Below are 15,044 nucleotides of genomic sequence, written 5' to 3'. Positions count from 1 at the left end.
CGGGTCAGCGCGCGAATTTCAGGTCGATCGCTCGCTCTACCCGCACGCGGAGGCTCGAGCGGAGGTACGCCATCGCTTCGCGCTCGAATGCGCGTGGGTCGTCTACGACGGCGCCGTTCGGGAAGTCGAGCACGTAGGTCCACTCCCCTGACCACCTGTAACCGTCGTCGTCGATCTCGGGCCAGGTCCGCGGGTAGTTCCTGAGGAATGCGTCGACCGCAGCCTGCACGTGCTCGAGCCGGGGGCCGGTCTCGATGCAGATGGTCTCGACTTCGTGTCTCATCGCCGGCGGACCTCGGCGGCGGCGGACCTGTGCGCGGCCCTGGCCGCGTAGAACGCGTCGGACTCAGCGTCCGCGGCCACAACGTCGTACGCCCTGCGCGCGTTCGCGCGGGGCGTGATGACGTAGAAGCTGGCGGTCTTGCTCATGAGCGCAAGCTACACCGCTCGGACGACCCGGACGGTGATCATCTGCGTGGTGGGATCGGTCTCGACCTCGTACAGGCCGGGCGAAGGCACGCCAGGGGCACCGGAGAGCAACGCACCTCGCCAGGACCGGGCCTCGTCGCGTTCGACGATCGGGTGCCACACCACGCTCGTGTACAGGCCGTCGTCGATCTGAGCGCTGGACTTGACCAGCCGCCCGTCGCTGTAGTGGTGCGGGTCGCCGGCGAACTCGGCCGCGAACGTGCGGACCTCCGCGACGGCGTCCATGAGGGCGTTGAGCTCGTCGTCGTGATCGTGGTCGCAGCCGGATCCGCCGATCGAGTCGATGGCCCAGTCGGTGCGCTCGGCGAGGCGGGCAGCGAGGTACTTGATGGCGTCGGTGCCGTTCACTGGTCAGTCCTCCTCGGTGGTGGCCGCGTGGCCGGTCAGTAGCTCGGTGGCGGTGCGGGCGCCGTCGATGAACGCGCGGGTGCCGTCGCGCTGGGCGAGCGGCTGCAGGCCGTCGAGGAGACGCTGCACCGCGGCGTGCTCGGCAGCCCGGTCGTCGCGCTCGACGGTGGCAGGGTCGAACCGCGCGAGGTCCGCGTACATCCGCACGACGTGCCGGATCCGGTCGACCGCGACGGTGTCCTCGAGCTGGCCGGTCGCGATCTGATCGTCGAGGAGTCCACTGACGGTGACGACGATCTCGGCGACCTCGTCGACCCGGCGCCGGCCGTCGGCGATCTCCTCCGCGGTGGCCCGGGCCGCGATCGTTGCGAGGTAGTCGCGGGCGACGGTGTGCGCGAGCTGGATCACCTCGCCGACGTCGATCATCGTTGTGGTGCTGGGCGTGTCGCTCATGATGGTGTCTCCTCGGCTTCGACGTCGATGGCCTCGACGGTGGTGGTGTCCTCGCCCGCGGTGAGCTGCTGCAGCCGCTGACGGATCACGGCGACGTCCCGGTCGATCTGCTCGCGGCCCTGCACCGTCGGCGCGAGCTGCCCGTCGACGGCGAGACCGAGCAACGCGACGATCCGGTCCTGCGCCTTGAGCGCGGTCGAGATCATCTGCGCGGACCCGACGAGCGCACGGTCGTCCGCGGCCTGGATCCGCCGCACAGCCTCCCCGTAGAGGTACTCGTAACGCTCCAGGGCGATCTCGCGGTACTCGGCGGCCGACTCCGTGGATTCGCGCCGCACGAGGCGAGTCACTGCCCTGTGTGCGCTGCCAGGGCTCGCGTAGCCAACCTGCTCGGCGATGTCCGCCCACTGGGCACCGTCGCGTCGCATCCGTGCGGCCTCGACGGCACGCAGATGGTCCTCCACCTGGTCTGGGCGCACGATCGTCACCTCCTCGTCTGCACCGTCGCTGATTTCACCGCTCATGGCGTCCTCGGTTCGTCGACTGCGAGCGGGTCGTCGTCGATCACGCGGACCTCCTGGTGTTGGTGGCGAGGTGGTATCGGCCGTCGTGCTGCTGGGTGATCTGGCCGAGCGTCACGAGGTCGGCGAGGAACACCGGCACGAGCAGCGGCGCGTTGATCCGGTCGCCGGTGCCGGTGGCGAACGTCGAGCCCTTGAACCGGTCGCGGATCTGGCCCTCGGTCTGCGGCCCGTCGTCGAGGTACTTCTGCACCCGCGTGCGGCCGCGCTGCATCGCCGCGGCCTGCGAGTCCTCGGTCATCGTGTGCATGAGCGCGAGGGCACGCTGCTGGCGCTCCTCGGGTGTCGTGCTGCCTCGCCCGCCGCGGCCCGCACGGCCGCCGGTCCCTCGTTCGGCGCTGTGCGCCCCTGTGAGCGATTCTCCGGCGTTGGGGGCACCGCGGGCGCCTTCGGCGCTCTCCGGGCCGCCCACGGGCGAACGCGCCGCCGATACGGTGCCGTCGAGCACGGCCGACTCCACCGACGTACCGGTGTCGGGCTCCTCACCGTCGCCGCTGCCGGGCTCCGCCGCTGTAGCTGCTGTTCCGTTGCCGGGGCCGTGCGGCTCTGCAGTGGCGGTGTCTGCCGGGCTGGTGCCGTCGGCAGGTACGGGCGTGCACCACGGTTCGCCCGGCGCCGCGGCCGCCGCGGTGCGGTTGAGGTCGTGGAGATACGCCGTGAACGCGCTGGGCGTCTGCTCAGCGTGGGAGCGGCTGTAGTCGTCGAGGATCCGGCGACCGTCGGCCTCGGTGATGCCGTGCATGTGCGCGAGCGGCTGCCCGCGCCGGCCGAGGAGGTCGGGGAAGGCGTCCGGGAGCCGGTTGCGGGCGACGGCGTTGTCGAGCAGTCGGGGTGCCGCTGCCGGTTGGGGTTTCGGGTTGGTGGGGTTGCTCGCGCCCGCCCGCGCGTTACTTACGTGAGAAGAGAGCGGCCCTTCGTCGGTGGGTACTTCATTGGGTCCTTCTATGGGTCCTTCGGAGGACGTGTGCGTCTCTACCCCCACGACATGTGCGTCTCTACCTAGAGACGTGTGCGTCTCTACCGCGGTCACTGGTGTCTCTACCCCAGAGCGGGATTCAGCGCGTTCGAACCCTAGGGACACGTGCGTCTCTACGGACGTCTGCGTCTCTACGGGTAGGGACACGTGCGTCTCTACCTCGTCGCCCGCCACTAGGGACTCGTCGGTCCCTAGTTCGGCGGTGCTCGGTATCACCAGGAAGTACCGCGTCACGGTCTTCGGGCCACCGGGCACCCGAATGATCCACCCGGCCGCTTCGATCTCGACGAGCTGACGCTGCACGGTCCGCTGAGTCACGTTGGCGTCGCCCGCGAGTCGACGGAGCGACGGATAGGCAATGAACCGGCCGTTCTCCAGGTGTGCGCGGTCGCAGAGTGCCCACGCGACCGCTCGGGCCTTCGCTGGCAGCTTCGGCCCGCCGCCACGGTGGACCAGCTTGGCCCACTCGTACGACGTGGTGGGGTGGCGGTAGCCGGGCGGTTCGCCGGGCTGGTGCTCGGTCACTGCGTCTCACCCGCTCGACGCGCCGTGTGCCTCTCCATGGAGGCGATGTACCGATCGGCCTGCGCGCTGTAGACGGTGTCGACGAAGTCGGTCCGGTCGTTGACCGGTTCGAGCTGGCCGCCCTCGTCGACGCAGGCGGCGATCACGCGGATGATGCCCGGGCGGTCTGGGCGGTCGACGTAGCTCTTGGGGAAGCCGTCAGCGCTGACGTAGGACACGTACGTCTCGGTCCACTCCTGTGTGATCCACCCGGGTACGGGCTCGGTGAAGTACTTCTCGCCGTCGCGGAAGATGTTGACGTACCCGGCGGCGTCGACGGCGAACGCCCGGTTGTCCCACATCTCGACGCGGCGGGTCTTCCCACTCTCGCTGGTCACTTCGCACCGCCCGAGGTGGCGTCCGAGGTGCCGGTCGCGGCGGCACCGCCGGGGCCGTAGACGATCTCCGCGGCTTCGGCGTGAGTGAGGCCGAGCAGCTGGAGGATGTCCGCCGTCGGGACGAGGAGCCTGTGCCCGGTGCGCACGACGGTGATCCGGCCGGCGGCCTCGAGGGTCTTGAGTGCTCGGTGGGCGGCGGACGCGGAGCCGACGCCGACGGCGGTTCCGAAGTCCGGCCAGGGGCGGACGAGGTGGTTCTCGAGGAGCGGCGTCAGGGCCTTCTGCTGCGGCGTGAGGGTGGTGGGTGCGGGCATGTGGGGCTCCTGCTGTGGGAGGCCCGGCCCAGCGCCAGCGGCGAATTGTGTGCTGGTGGCATGGACGTGGGAACCTCGGCGGGTGCTCGGTCCAAAGCCAGCAGCGTGTCCGTATAGGCTACCGCGTCCGGTCCGAGCGGGAATGTATTGACGTGGCGCGGCTTGGGTCGCTGCGCGTACCGTCGGCGATGCGGGGCGGTGCCTTGCCCAGCTCGATCGCAGAGGGCCGCCTGAAAGGCGGGGCCCGCCCCCGTACACATCACCCGCCGCCGGTGTCGACCGGCCGCCACACGCGCGAGCTGTAGCCGGGTCGGCGTGGGCTGTCGGCCCAGCCGACGTGCTCGATGACTCCCGCCTCGTGCTGGTGCTTCATCACGGCACCGAGGTGCGACGGGCGCGCGTCGAGCCACGCCCTCGTTGAACGCGGTACCCGGGCGTGGACGTCGTCGGGCAGGAACTCCCGGCCCTCGTCGACGAGAGCGGCCAACGCGCGCCGGACCCGCGCCTGGTGGTCGATCACGACGGACCTCCGAGGTCTCGGCGTGCATATGCGGCGGCCCGACGGAGACCAGCGCGGAGGTCGATCCCCGCCCGCTGGGCCACGTCCAGGCTCGGCGCGAGGACGTGCCGCACCGTCAGCGACAGCGCCGCAGCCGCGAGATACGAGTAGTACTGCGGATCGGTTGCGGTCACCCACTTCTCGGCGACACGGTCCGTGGCCTCGTCATCGCCGGCTGTCTCGGCGAGGTCGTACATGAGGAGTGTGGCGTCGGACTGGAGCTTGTCCACGTCGATGTGCCCGATGGGTAGGCCCTTCTCGTCCGCGATGAAGAACTCGGCGGGCGGGTTACGCGGGTCGAACTCGGTCATGCTGCGGCTCCGTTGGTCTCGGTGTGCTGGTGGTCGATGAGGTCCGCGGCCCGGGCGAGGCCGGCGGCAAGCTGGCGCGCCTCCGACGCGGTCAGGCGGAGCTCGCGGTCGATCTCGCCGTGCCGGTCGTCGAGCACGTCGAGGTACAACGACACGACGGCGTACTCGTTGAACCTGGCGACGGCGCTGGTGGATAGGTGCGGGGCGAACCACGTTCGGCCGTCGCGCTGCGGCTCGGGCTCCTCGAGGTGCAGCTCCACCGTCGTCGAGCCGCTAACGCACGTCTGGTCGCTGCGGCCGACGGCGCCGTTCTGGTGGCCGGTGCCGTCGACGCACCACGGGGTGCAGACTCGCGGGGAGATCATGCGGACCTCCTGCGGCGGGCGGCGACGGCGGCGGTGACCTCGGTGACGGCGGAGCGGATCCCGTCGGCGATGGTGAGGGCATCGGCGGCGCGGAGGCTGACGAGGTGGTCGGTGGCGGCGTGCGGGTCGGCTGAGCGGTCCGTCAGCGCGACGAACACCTCTCCCGCGGGATCGTCGACGTACGACGAGACGATCAGCAGCCGAGAACGCTCGACGTGCGGGACGGCCGCGAAGCACAGGTCAGGCACGTGGTCCATCACTCGGCGACCTCGATCGTCGTGAACGCGACCGCGAGCGCGTCGAGCAGGTGGCTCGCTTCGAGAGGTTCACAGCCGAGGACCGCGGCGAGGTCCCGCGCGGCCGCGGTGTACTCGGCCGCGCACACGCCGAGCGCGTCGAGCGTGCCGGGGTCGTGCGGCACGTCGACGGTGCCGGGCTCCGCGGTGCGGATCGCCACGCCGGCGAACTCGTCGAGCACCCGGGCAAGGTGATCACGCCGAGTGGCGCGTGGGAACGGGTCGGTTACGCTGGTGGTCACTGGTTCTCCTGGTGGGTGAGCTGGTCGGAGGGCACGGGCTTGCGCTTGGCGGTGCAGGAGTCCGTGCCCTTCCTCATGTCATGGGTCTCGCTGGGCCGGGTGTAGCGGCGCGGCCCGCGGTACTCGTCGGCACCGAGACCGCAGTCGGCGAAGTCCTCGATGCGGCGATACTTGTCGGCGGGCACAGGCATCCGGTCCGCGATCTCCGCGGCCACGGCCAGCACGCCCATGAAGGCGAGCAGCATCGCGGGCGTCATCGGGAACCGTCCGTCTCGGCTCGGCCGATCACCTGGTCGACGTCGCCGACGATCGGGCCGCTGGATCCGGGAGCGGCTTCGGTGCGCCCGCCGGTCGCCAGGCCGTTGCGCTTCGCGGCCTCGACGGCGTCGGGGCAGTTGTCCATCCAGTAGATGGCGACGCGGGCGGGCAGGCGCCGGATCTCGCGGTGCCGGTGGCGGGGCCGGTCCCGCATGTCGGCGGGCTCGGGGCAGGCCGCGCCCAAGCGGTCGCACCACACCAGGGTGACGTGCCCGGCGATGGTCCTGCGGCCGATGAGCAGCCCGGCTCGCTTCGCCGCGGCTTCGAGGGCTTCGCTGTACGTCGGATCGTCGGTGCTCACGCTGCATCACCACCGTGGGGCTCGGTGGGCGCCTGCTCCTGCGCGGCTTCCCACGCTTCGATGTCGGCGAGGCGGTACCGGACGTGGCGGCCCAGCTTGGTGAACGCCGGTCCGTACTGCGGCCCGGACTTCCCGGAGGCCGCCCAGCCGGCGAGGGTCTGCACGGGGATCTTCCAGCGAGCGGCCAGTTCGGCGCGGGTCAGCCACACGGTGGCGGTGGTGGTTGGTGTGGTCACGGTCTGCTCCTGTCGTGATATGCGACAGAGTGTGTCGCTGTTTCGAACAGTAGCATGAGCTGTCGCGATATGTGTGCAACCCTGTTGAGATGAGCGACAGTTGGGGTCAGGTGGTGGGTCAGGCGATCACAGTGCGGCGCGAGCGATTGGGGCTCAGTGCGGTCAAGGTCTCCGAGCGGACCCGTGAGCTGGGTACGCCTGTTCATCGGGTCGCGCTCGGCAAGATCGAGGCGGGAACTCGTGACGCGACGCTGCCTGAGCTGGCGGCAATCGCAGTAGCGCTCGACATGCCTCCGCTGGCGCTGCTGTTCCCGAATGTTCTGGCGGACACGGAAGTTGTACCGGGGCACACGATGAAGGGCCTCAAAGGTCTGCGGTGGTTTCTGGGTGCCGGAGCGACGGTCGGCGCTCTCGAGGTCATGCCCCCGATGCCCGAGGGGACTTGGTCTGACGGAGACATGATGTGGACCGACGACACCATGCGCATCCCGCTGCGGCTGGTCCAGCTCGACGACCTGATCGGCCAGCAGGACGCACGAATTCGCGATCTTGAGCGTGGGTACACGAACCTCGGCCCGGGATTCAGCAGGCTGCCCGTGACGGGTGACATCGAGGCGGAGCGAGCGCAGCTCGCAGAGCTTCGGGCGGAGCGTGAAGAGCTGGTCTCGGAGTATCAGAAGTCGTTGGGCTCCGCCAGCAGGGGGCGCGACGCGGGAAGGTTCGGGGATGGCGGGTAGGCCGCCGCTGCGGATCGGCGCGCACGGCAAGATCACCCGGACGCAGCTCGCCCCCGGGAAGTGGCGTGCGTACTGCCGATACCGCGGCACCGACGGCGTCACGCGCCCCGTCGAACGCCGCACGCCCGACGGACAGGTCGACGAGTACGGCGCGGCCGCCGAGAAGGCGCTCCTCGACCACCTCGACCGCATCGGCAACGCCAGCACGGGCACGATCACGACGGGCACGCTCGTCCCGGCGCTGCTCGACGCCTACCTCGAGCGGATCGCCGAGAGTGGCGACTACGCGCCCCGCACCATCGACACCTACCGCGACGCCGCCGGCATCCTCAAGCGCCGAACCGCCGAGGTCCGCGTCGGCGAGCTGACCGCCGGCCTCGCCCTCGACATCCTCCGCGGCATCGCCAGCGACCACGGTGCCGTCCGCGAGAAGCAGGCCCGGATGCAGCTGCGGGCCGTGATGCAGGACGCCGTGCTGGCTGGAGCGATCGGGACGAACCCGGTCAACGAGCTCGGGGCGGTCCGCAAGTCCCGGCGCAAGGCGAAGCAGACGAAGGGCTCACGGGCGGTCGACGGTGCAGACCTGCCGCGGCTGCTCAAGCGCGTGCGCACATCGCACCGCTGCCGCCGCTGGGATCTCGCCGACGTGATCGTCCTCGCCGCGGCGACCGGTGCCCGCACGGGCGAGCTGCTGGCGCTCCGCTGGTCCGACATCGACCTCGACGACGCCACCGTGGTGCTGGAAGGCCACATCTACCGCGCGAAGGGGCAAGGGCTCGTCTGGGAGGCCGGCACGAAGGCCGGGTCCGGGCGGCCGCTGCCGTTGCCCCGGTTCGCCGTGGCGATGCTGCGCGCGCGGCTCGAGCGCGAGGGCGCCCAATTCGGCTGGCTGTTCCCCTCGGCAGTGGGGACGCTCCGCGATCCGGTGAACGTGGCGGGCCGATTCCGGGACTCCCGGCGGTACCTGGGACTCGGCGACGACGTGACGCTGTACAGCCTCCGCAAGACCGTCGCGACCGCCGTGGACGACGCCGGGCTTTCGGCCAGAATCGCCGCTGACCAGCTCGGACACGCGCGGCCGTCGATGACTCAGGACACGTACATGCAGCGGAACACGATGCACCGCGAGGTCGCCGACGCGCTAGATCGAGCGGCCGGCGTTTCCGTTGAATAAGCGCAGAGTTCGCGCTCTCCGCGCCTGTTTGGCGCGGTGTTTCTGCTGGTCAGAGTGCCCCCGACAGGAATCGAACCTGCGACCTGATCTTTAGGAGAGATCCGCTCTATCCGACTGAGCTACGAGGGCGTGCGGCACGAGTGTAGCCACGCGGAGCCCGCCGGGTACATTCGGATGTCCGAGTTTGCAGCATCACGAGGGGGGATGGCCGCGTGCCGATCGGGATCTCAGTACTACTGGTCGTCACGCTGGGCTCGCTGGCTCTCGTGCAGCGTCGCGTGGTCCGGCGGTGGGCGACCCGGCCGGCGCGCGGCGCCGGGAACGTCGCCGTCGCCGTGGCGGTGGTCCTCACGGCGTGCAGCGCGGTCGGCCTGCTCGCGGGCGCGGGCGTGATCGCCCCCGACCGCGTCCGCTGGATCAGCGCCGCGGGCCTCACCTGGCTCGCGACGGTCTTCTACCTGCTCCTCACCCTGCTCGTCCTCGGTGTGCTGTGGGTCCTCACCCGGCTGGTGCGGCTCGTCCGCCCCGGGTTCGACGGTGCGCCGCTCCGTCGCGTCGTCGCCCGCGTGGGCGTGGTCGGCGCCGTCGCCGCGACGCTGTACGGGTTGGTCGAGGCGGCGACGCCGCGCGTGACGCACACCCAGATCCGGCTCGCGTCGATGCCCGCCGCGTTCGGCCCGCTCAAGGTCGCGCTCATCACGGACATCCACGCCGGCCCGGTGCGCAGCCGCGGGTTCGTGCAGGGCGTCGTCGACCGGGCCAACGCCGAGCGGCCCGACGTGGTGCTGATGGCCGGTGACCTCATCGACGGCACCGTCGCCCAGATCGGCGACGACCTGACGCCGCTGCGCGACCTGCGCGCCCCGCTCGGCGTCTTCGCCGTGACCGGCAATCACGAGTACTACGCGGGTGACGTCGTGAACTGGGTGCAGCGGTGGCGCGACGTCGGCGTCACCCCGCTGACCAACGGGTCGGCGCGGCTCGAGCGGGGCGGCGCGACGGTGACCATCGTGGGCGCCAACGACCGGACGGGCAAGGCCCCGCACGAGGTGGACTACGACGCGGCCTTCGCCGGCGTCGATCCCGCCGACTTCACGGTGGCCATCGCGCACGAGCCGCTGCAGGGCCGCGAGTTCGCGAAGCGCGACGCGGATCTGCAGGTCGCGGGGCACACGCACGGCGGCCAGATCTGGCCCTTCCGGTACTTCGTCCGGCTGCAGCAGCCGGCGCTGCAGGGGCTGGAGTCCGTCGACGGGATGCCCGTCTACACCAGCCGCGGCGCCGGCGCGTGGGGGCCGCCCGTGCGCGTGGCCGCGCCGCCGGAGATCGCGATTCTGGAGCTGAGCGCGGCCTGACCGGCGCATGATCGGGGCATGGCGATTCGCGCGAGTACCGACGTCGGGCCGGTCAGGGTGAGTGTGGCCCCGTCGGTGCGGACCCGGCGCAAGTCCTCCGCCGCCGGTCGCGTGCCCGTCCTCAAGCTCCCGGCCGCCCGCGTCCCCGCGGGCCTGTCGCTACCGCGCCGGGCCGACCTGCCGCCGCCCGTCGCCCCCGCCGGCTGGTACCCCGATCCCGAGGACGCCGCGCGGATGCGCTGGTGGAACGGCACGAAGTGGACCCGCCGGTTCGCCGACCCGGGCGCGACGCCGGCCGCCGCCCCGGGCACGCGGGTCCGCGCCCGCACGGCCGATGCGCCGCCGAGGCTGCGCCCCGCGCAACGACCCACGAAGCGTCGCCTGCTTCCCAACGTCGAGTTCTCGGGACCTCGAGGTGCGCAGGGACCTGTCCGGCGTCGCAGAACTCGACGTTCGGAGCGCGACTAGGCGTCCCGCGCCTCCTGGGCGCCGCGCGAGGCCAGCTGGTCGGCGAGCTCGTTGCCCTCGTTACCCGCGTGCCCCTTCACCCAGCGCCAGTCGATCTCGTACTGCGCGGCGGCCTGCTCCAGGCGCTGCCACAGCTCGGCGTTCTTCACCGGCTGCTTCGCGGAAGTCTTCCAGCCGTTGCGCTTCCAGCCGGCGATCCACTTGGTGATGCCGTTCTTCACGTACGAGCTGTCGGTGTAGAGCACCACGGGCATCGGCCGGGTGATCGCCTCGAGCGCGGAGATGGCGCCCATCAGCTCCATGCGGTTGTTCGTCGTGTCCTTCTCGGCGCCGTACAGCTCCTTCTGGTGCTCGCCGAAGCGCAGCACCGCGCCCCAGCCTCCCGGCCCGGGATTCCCCAAGCACGCGCCGTCGGTGTAGATCACGATCTCGTCCGCCACGAGGAGCCATCCTAGCGGTGCGCGCTACCGTGAAGCCGTGCCGAACAATCACTACCACCACCTGGTCTTCGGCGACGACGCCCTGGAACGCCAGCGCCGCAACGGCAGCTACGTGGCATACGGCCGTCAGCTCGAACGGGGCGACGACGGGCCGCAGGCCCTCACCGACCGCGAGCTGCTCATGATCACCCGCGCCGACCAGTTCTGCCTCGCCACCGTGACCCCGCAGGGCTGGCCCTACCTGCAGTACCGCAGCGGCCCGGCGGGCTTCGTGCAGCACGACCCCACGACCGGGCGGCTCGGCTTCATCGACATCCCCGGCAACAACCAGTTCGTCACCCTCGGCAACCTCGCCGACGACGACCGGCTGGCTATGTTCTTCGTCGACTACCCGCGGCGCGTGCGGCTCAAGGTCTTCGGCCGCGGCACGGTGCGCGAGACTGCGGACCGCCGGGTCATCGAGATCGCCGTCGAGGCCTTCGACTGGAACTGCCAGCGCAGCATCATCCCGCGCTTCGACCGCGACTACATCAAGCAGCTCGGGGCGGCGTACCAGAAGGTCGCCGCGGAGCGCGAGGCCGAGCTGCAGACCGAGATCGACCGACTGCGCGCCCGCGTCGCCGAGCTCGAGGGCGACGCCGGCTGATCAGGGCTGCGTGGGGCTGTCGAAGCGCGGGTCGCGGCGCGGGATCGCCTCGGTCTCGGGCTTCGGCGAGACCTTCACCGGGCGCGGCGGCCGCTTCACGACCTGCGTGTGCTGCTCCGACGGGGTGACCGGCCCCGGCTTCGGCGGAACCGTGCCGGGCCAGTTCCGGTCCCAGTCCGGCTGCGGGCGGCGTTGCGCCACGGGCGCCACGGCGGTCCGGGTCTGCTCGTCGGGCACCGGGGAGGGGAGCGGGGGAGGCGTGTGCGCCGGCATCGGCGGCGCGACGGGGCGTGCCCAGCCCGCATCCGCGGGCGGGTACTGCGGGTTCGACGGTGCCAGCGACGCGTCGTGGGGAGGAATCGGCGCGGCCGGCAGCGGGGCGCCGGGAAGCCGTGCGCCCGGGATCTGGCCGCCGGGCTGCTGAGCGCCGGTCATCGGACCGCCGGACGTCTGGGCGGCGGGACCGAAGGGCGACGCCGGGAACTGCGGTGCCTGCGGCGCGGGGTGCGCGACGGTGGCGGGGGCGGACCGTCGGGCGAGGAGCAGCGCGAGGGCGCCGAGCGTCGAGATCACGGCGGCGACGATCACAGCGTAGGGGCCGACGCCCGCCTTCGTGTCGACCTGCAGGCTCAGGTCCTCGACCGTCATCGTCTGCGTGCCGACGGGGACGACCGCCGCGTACACGCCGAGGGCGATCCCAGCCACGCCGACGACGACGGCCCCCGCGGCGCCGAGGCGTCGCTGCCCGGCGGGCCCGAGGGCCGCTACCGCCGCCAGGAGCACGACGGCCACGGCGAGCCCGATGGCGACCCATCCGCCCCACGCGACGTCGTTCGGTACGGAGGACGAGACGTCGACGTCGCCGAACGCGGGCATGGTGACCGCGCCGATCCCGCTGACCCGGGCCTCGAGTAGGGCGAACGCCGCGGCCGATGCGCCCTCGGGTGGCCTCGCGGTCACCCGATACCAGTCGAGGAAGGCCGCGATCACGAGGCCGACGGCGCCCGCCACGGCGAGGACGAGCCCGGCGATCCGGGCCGCGCCGGATGCGGATGCGGGCGGTGAATCGGGCATTGCGGACCTCCTACGACGTGATGTCCACAACGCTAGGACCTCGCGGTTGGCGGTCGCTGAAGTACCGCTGAAGCCGAGGCTACCGACGGGTACACTGAGCCGATGACACAGCGCAGCACATTCTGTCCCGCCGGGACGGCGGGATGACCGCGGCGCTCCTGACGGACGACGATCCGAAGGGCCGGGCGCGCACCCGGCGCAAGCTCATCCGCGCCGCCTACTTCGTCTTCGCCCAGAACGGCTACGGCGCCACGAACGTGAAGATGGTGTGCGAGGCGGCGGGGTTCACCCGCGGCGCGTTCTACTCGAACTTCACCAGCCTCGAGGAGCTGTTCATCGAGGTCTGGCGCTACCACGTCCAGTGGATCATGGACATCATGGCGAAGGTGGTCGACACCTACGCCGTGCAGGGCGCCGACTACGGCAAGCTCATCGAGATGGCCGTCCGCGCGATCCCCGTCAACGAGCGCTGGCAGCGCGTGAACGGCGACTTCGTGGCGCTGTGCACCCGCACGCCCGAGCTCAACCAGACGGTCCGCGACGCGCAGCAGATGCTCCTGGCGAACATGATCCCCACCGTGATGCACGTGCTGGAGGCCGCCGGCCGTCGCGTCACCAAGCCCGAGGCGCTCGGCTACGCGCTGCTCGCCGTGCACGAGGGCACCGCGTCGTACTGCGTGATCGACCCGGACAACGCCACCCTCAAGCAGAACCGGATCGACCTGCTCACCGCGACGCTCAACATGTACAGCGAGCCGATCGCGTGACCCGCACAGCTCTGGTCATCGGCATCGGCGCCGGCGACCCCGGGCACGTCACCGTGGGCGCGATCGACGCGATGCGCGCCGCCGACGCCCTGTTCGTCCTCGACAAGCCGAATGCGGGCACGCTCACCGGGATCCGGCAGGAGATCGTGGACCGGCACGCGCCCGACACCCCCGTCGTGCTCGTGCCCGACCCGCCGCGGGACCGGTCCGCCGAGCGCGGCGCCTCGCGGCCCGACGGTGCCTACGCCGCCAACGTCGGCGCGTGGCACGACGCCCGGGCCGCCGCGCTGGCCGCGGCGATCGCCGAGAACGTTCCCGAGGACGGGAACGCCGGCTTCCTGGTGTGGGGCGACCCGTCGCTGTACGACTCGACGCTGCGGGTCCTGGAGCGCGTCGGCCGGACGCTGCCGCTGGCACCGAGGGTGATCCCCGGCATCACCAGCGTGCAGGCCCTGACCGCCGCGCACGCGATCCTGCTCAACCGGGTGGGCGAGCCGATCCACATCACCACCGGCCGCCGCCTGCACGACGACGACGGCCGCAACACCGTCGTGATGCTCGACGCGGACTGCACCTTCCGCGAGACCGCCGAGCCGACGGACCACATCTACTGGGGCGCCTATCTGGGCACGCCCGACGAGATCCTCGTCGACGGCCCCGTCGGCGAGGTGGGCGACCTGATCGCCCGCACCCGCGCTGAGGCCCGCGAGAAGCACGGCTGGATCATGGACGTCTACCTGCTCCGCCGGCCCGCGGACTGAAGCCGGTCGCGCACCGTCCGGCGCGGCAGCGGGGTCATCTCCCCGCAGCCGCCCGCCGCGGTGAACGGCGCGACGAGCTGCGCGCGGTAGCCGGTGGGGTACTCGGGCTTGGCCGCCATGCCGAGGTCGGCACTGGTGAAGCGACGGCGTCGGTCGAGGACGTACGTGCCGAAAAGGTGGTCCCAGAGCAGGGTGAACAGGCCGAAGTCCACGTCGCCCGCCCCGGCCTCGCGCTGGTGGTGGAACCGGTGCCCCTCGTTGAGCGCCAGCACGGACCGCAGCGGCCCGACGCGGTAGTCGGCGTTGGAGTGCTGCAGCAGCAGCTGCACCGCGACCATCGCCGCGAGCGCCGATGCGACCGGCACGGGCATGCCGAGGACCAGCAGCGGTGCGACGCCGCCGATCGTCTCCAGTGTCTGGTGCAGCGGGTGCTTCATCAGCCCGTTGAGCCCGTAGCAGCGCGTCACGCTGTGGTGCACGGCGTGCAGCCGCCACAGCCAGCCGTACCGGTGACTCGCCATGTGCACCACGGTGATCCCGAGGTCGGCGACCAGCACCGCGAGCAGCGCCTGCGCCCAGAAGGGCAGCGCGTGCGGCCACCACGACCCCGGGCCGCGGAGCGCCGCGACCAGCGGGATCACCGCGAGCGAGGCCAGCATCAGCGACTCGTTGACCAGCACGTGCGCCACATCGCGGCTCGCGTCGTCGTGCGAGCGGTTCCACGCCCGCTCGTAGGGGATGGCGCGTTCGGCGGCGAAGGACAGCGCGATCGCGGCCAGGACCACGCCGATGAGCGCGAGCTTCGGGGCGCCCGAGCCGGCGAGCGCGATGATCGCGCCGTTCACGCCGACGAGCATGAGCAGCGGATAGCCGTAGCGGAGAAGGTTCTTCATGTCGTCCAGCCTCGCCGCGGGACCGGCCGCCGGGCTTG

Annotated in this window: 26 protein-coding genes, 1 tRNA gene and 1 pseudogene; 7 read left to right on the top strand and 21 right to left on the bottom strand. The window is 71.5% G+C overall.

Going from position 1 to position 15,044, the window contains the following annotated elements:
• Positions 1 to 4 precede the first annotated feature (4 nt).
• From ACM9LD_RS10810 to ACM9LD_RS10730, 17 genes and pseudogenes are all read right to left on the bottom strand, one after another.
• Positions 5 to 283, bottom strand: a complete 279-nt coding sequence (locus ACM9LD_RS10810; protein WP_415676661.1) for a hypothetical protein — start codon at positions 281 to 283, stop codon at positions 5 to 7.
• Positions 280 to 429, bottom strand: a complete 150-nt coding sequence (locus ACM9LD_RS10805) for a hypothetical protein (RefSeq protein WP_415676660.1) — start codon at positions 427 to 429, stop codon at positions 280 to 282. Before ACM9LD_RS10805 ends, ACM9LD_RS10810 begins: the two co-directional genes overlap by 4 nt.
• A gap of 9 nt (positions 430 to 438) precedes the next feature.
• On the bottom strand, positions 439 to 837 hold the full coding sequence (locus tag ACM9LD_RS10800; RefSeq protein ID WP_415676659.1) for a hypothetical protein: 399 nt from the start codon (positions 835 to 837) through the stop codon (positions 439 to 441).
• A 3-nt stretch (positions 838 to 840) separates the two neighbouring features.
• A complete protein-coding gene (locus ACM9LD_RS10795) occupies positions 841 to 1,290 on the bottom strand; it encodes a hypothetical protein (RefSeq protein WP_415676658.1) in 450 nt (149 codons plus the stop codon).
• Positions 1,287 to 1,814, bottom strand: a complete 528-nt coding sequence (locus tag ACM9LD_RS10790; protein WP_415676657.1) for a hypothetical protein — start codon at positions 1,812 to 1,814, stop codon at positions 1,287 to 1,289. Before ACM9LD_RS10790 ends, ACM9LD_RS10795 begins: the two co-directional genes overlap by 4 nt.
• Before the next feature lie 40 nt (positions 1,815 to 1,854).
• The gene (locus ACM9LD_RS10785) at positions 1,855 to 2,613 is read right to left on the bottom strand and encodes a hypothetical protein (RefSeq protein WP_415676728.1); all 759 of its coding nucleotides are present in this window, start codon (positions 2,611 to 2,613) and stop codon (positions 1,855 to 1,857) included.
• A gap of 507 nt (positions 2,614 to 3,120) precedes the next feature.
• A pseudogene (locus tag ACM9LD_RS10780) lies at positions 3,121 to 3,372 on the bottom strand (helix-turn-helix domain-containing protein); the annotation flags it as partial.
• The gene (locus ACM9LD_RS10775) at positions 3,369 to 3,749 is read right to left on the bottom strand and encodes a hypothetical protein (RefSeq protein WP_415676656.1); all 381 of its coding nucleotides are present in this window, start codon (positions 3,747 to 3,749) and stop codon (positions 3,369 to 3,371) included. The gene ACM9LD_RS10775 and the pseudogene ACM9LD_RS10780, both read right to left, overlap by 4 nt.
• Positions 3,746 to 4,063: a hypothetical protein gene (locus ACM9LD_RS10770; RefSeq protein WP_415676655.1), complete on the bottom strand. Its 318-nt coding sequence runs from the start codon at positions 4,061 to 4,063 to the stop codon at positions 3,746 to 3,748. The genes ACM9LD_RS10775 and ACM9LD_RS10770 overlap by 4 nt, the downstream gene beginning before the upstream one ends.
• A gap of 259 nt (positions 4,064 to 4,322) precedes the next feature.
• Positions 4,323 to 4,583, bottom strand: a complete 261-nt coding sequence (locus ACM9LD_RS10765; RefSeq protein WP_415676654.1) for a hypothetical protein — start codon at positions 4,581 to 4,583, stop codon at positions 4,323 to 4,325.
• Positions 4,580 to 4,933 (bottom strand): hypothetical protein, encoded by a 354-nt coding sequence (locus ACM9LD_RS10760; RefSeq protein ID WP_415676653.1) that lies wholly within the window; start codon positions 4,931 to 4,933, stop codon positions 4,580 to 4,582. The genes ACM9LD_RS10765 and ACM9LD_RS10760 overlap by 4 nt, the downstream gene beginning before the upstream one ends.
• On the bottom strand, positions 4,930 to 5,298 hold the full coding sequence (locus tag ACM9LD_RS10755) for a DUF6907 domain-containing protein (RefSeq protein WP_415676652.1): 369 nt from the start codon (positions 5,296 to 5,298) through the stop codon (positions 4,930 to 4,932). Before ACM9LD_RS10755 ends, ACM9LD_RS10760 begins: the two co-directional genes overlap by 4 nt.
• Positions 5,295 to 5,555: a hypothetical protein gene (locus tag ACM9LD_RS10750; protein ID WP_415676651.1), complete on the bottom strand. Its 261-nt coding sequence runs from the start codon at positions 5,553 to 5,555 to the stop codon at positions 5,295 to 5,297. The genes ACM9LD_RS10755 and ACM9LD_RS10750 overlap by 4 nt, the downstream gene beginning before the upstream one ends.
• Positions 5,555 to 5,836: a hypothetical protein gene (locus ACM9LD_RS10745; protein WP_415676650.1), complete on the bottom strand. Its 282-nt coding sequence runs from the start codon at positions 5,834 to 5,836 to the stop codon at positions 5,555 to 5,557. The genes ACM9LD_RS10750 and ACM9LD_RS10745 overlap by 1 nt, the downstream gene beginning before the upstream one ends.
• Positions 5,833 to 6,093 (bottom strand): hypothetical protein, encoded by a 261-nt coding sequence (locus ACM9LD_RS10740; protein WP_415676649.1) that lies wholly within the window; start codon positions 6,091 to 6,093, stop codon positions 5,833 to 5,835. Before ACM9LD_RS10740 ends, ACM9LD_RS10745 begins: the two co-directional genes overlap by 4 nt.
• Complete coding sequence (locus tag ACM9LD_RS10735; protein WP_415676648.1) at positions 6,090 to 6,455, bottom strand: hypothetical protein; 366 nt, start codon at positions 6,453 to 6,455, stop codon at positions 6,090 to 6,092. The genes ACM9LD_RS10740 and ACM9LD_RS10735 overlap by 4 nt, the downstream gene beginning before the upstream one ends.
• Positions 6,452 to 6,691 carry a helix-turn-helix transcriptional regulator gene (locus ACM9LD_RS10730; protein ID WP_415676647.1) on the bottom strand — a complete coding sequence of 80 codons (240 nt, stop codon included), beginning with the start codon at positions 6,689 to 6,691 and terminating at the stop codon, positions 6,452 to 6,454. The genes ACM9LD_RS10735 and ACM9LD_RS10730 overlap by 4 nt, the downstream gene beginning before the upstream one ends.
• 89 nt (positions 6,692 to 6,780) lie before the next feature.
• Between ACM9LD_RS10730 and ACM9LD_RS10725 the strand changes: the two genes are divergently transcribed.
• Positions 6,781 to 7,428: a helix-turn-helix domain-containing protein gene (locus ACM9LD_RS10725; protein WP_415676646.1), complete on the top strand. Its 648-nt coding sequence runs from the start codon at positions 6,781 to 6,783 to the stop codon at positions 7,426 to 7,428.
• A complete protein-coding gene (locus ACM9LD_RS10720; protein WP_415676645.1) occupies positions 7,418 to 8,602 on the top strand; it encodes a site-specific integrase in 1,185 nt (394 codons plus the stop codon). The genes ACM9LD_RS10725 and ACM9LD_RS10720 overlap by 11 nt, the downstream gene beginning before the upstream one ends.
• Before the next feature lie 55 nt (positions 8,603 to 8,657).
• Here ACM9LD_RS10720 and ACM9LD_RS10715 read toward each other — a convergent pair.
• Positions 8,658 to 8,731 (bottom strand) — tRNA-Arg (locus ACM9LD_RS10715).
• Positions 8,732 to 8,814: 83 nt separating this feature from the next.
• On the opposite strand from ACM9LD_RS10715, the gene ACM9LD_RS10710 reads away from it, so the two are divergent.
• Positions 8,815 to 9,957: a metallophosphoesterase gene (locus ACM9LD_RS10710; RefSeq protein ID WP_415676644.1), complete on the top strand. Its 1,143-nt coding sequence runs from the start codon at positions 8,815 to 8,817 to the stop codon at positions 9,955 to 9,957.
• Between the two features lie 18 nt (positions 9,958 to 9,975).
• A complete protein-coding gene (locus ACM9LD_RS10705) occupies positions 9,976 to 10,425 on the top strand; it encodes a DUF2510 domain-containing protein (protein WP_415676643.1) in 450 nt (149 codons plus the stop codon).
• On the opposite strand, the gene rnhA is transcribed toward ACM9LD_RS10705, so the two are convergent.
• On the bottom strand, positions 10,422 to 10,865 hold the full coding sequence (rnhA, locus tag ACM9LD_RS10700) for a ribonuclease HI (protein ID WP_224648900.1): 444 nt from the start codon (positions 10,863 to 10,865) through the stop codon (positions 10,422 to 10,424). The two genes, ACM9LD_RS10705 and rnhA, sit on opposite strands and share 4 nt — an antisense overlap.
• A 37-nt stretch (positions 10,866 to 10,902) precedes the next feature.
• Between rnhA and ACM9LD_RS10695 the strand changes: the two genes are divergently transcribed.
• Entirely contained in the window at positions 10,903 to 11,511 is a 609-nt protein-coding gene (locus ACM9LD_RS10695; RefSeq protein WP_415676642.1) for a pyridoxamine 5'-phosphate oxidase family protein, read from the top strand.
• Here the strand turns inward: ACM9LD_RS10695 and ACM9LD_RS10690 are convergent, their stop codons facing one another.
• Positions 11,512 to 12,585, bottom strand: a complete 1,074-nt coding sequence (locus ACM9LD_RS10690; protein ID WP_415676641.1) for a hypothetical protein — start codon at positions 12,583 to 12,585, stop codon at positions 11,512 to 11,514. It lies immediately after the preceding gene.
• 143 nt (positions 12,586 to 12,728) lie between these two features.
• On the opposite strand from ACM9LD_RS10690, the gene ACM9LD_RS10685 reads away from it, so the two are divergent.
• Positions 12,729 to 13,352, top strand: a complete 624-nt coding sequence (locus ACM9LD_RS10685; protein WP_415676640.1) for a TetR/AcrR family transcriptional regulator — start codon at positions 12,729 to 12,731, stop codon at positions 13,350 to 13,352.
• The gene (cobF, locus tag ACM9LD_RS10680; protein ID WP_415676639.1) at positions 13,349 to 14,113 is read left to right on the top strand and encodes a precorrin-6A synthase (deacetylating); all 765 of its coding nucleotides are present in this window, start codon (positions 13,349 to 13,351) and stop codon (positions 14,111 to 14,113) included. Before ACM9LD_RS10685 ends, cobF begins: the two co-directional genes overlap by 4 nt.
• Here the strand turns inward: cobF and ACM9LD_RS10675 are convergent.
• Positions 14,086 to 15,006, bottom strand: a complete 921-nt coding sequence (locus ACM9LD_RS10675) for a sterol desaturase family protein (RefSeq protein ID WP_415676638.1) — start codon at positions 15,004 to 15,006, stop codon at positions 14,086 to 14,088. The two genes, cobF and ACM9LD_RS10675, sit on opposite strands and share 28 nt — an antisense overlap.
• Positions 15,007 to 15,044: the final 38 nt, after the last annotated feature.

This window comes from Tsukamurella hominis, assembly GCF_965137015.1.
In the GTDB taxonomy this organism is placed as follows: domain Bacteria; phylum Actinomycetota; class Actinomycetes; order Mycobacteriales; family Mycobacteriaceae; genus Tsukamurella; species Tsukamurella hominis.
This window is presented reverse-complemented; position numbering and strand designations above follow the sequence as displayed.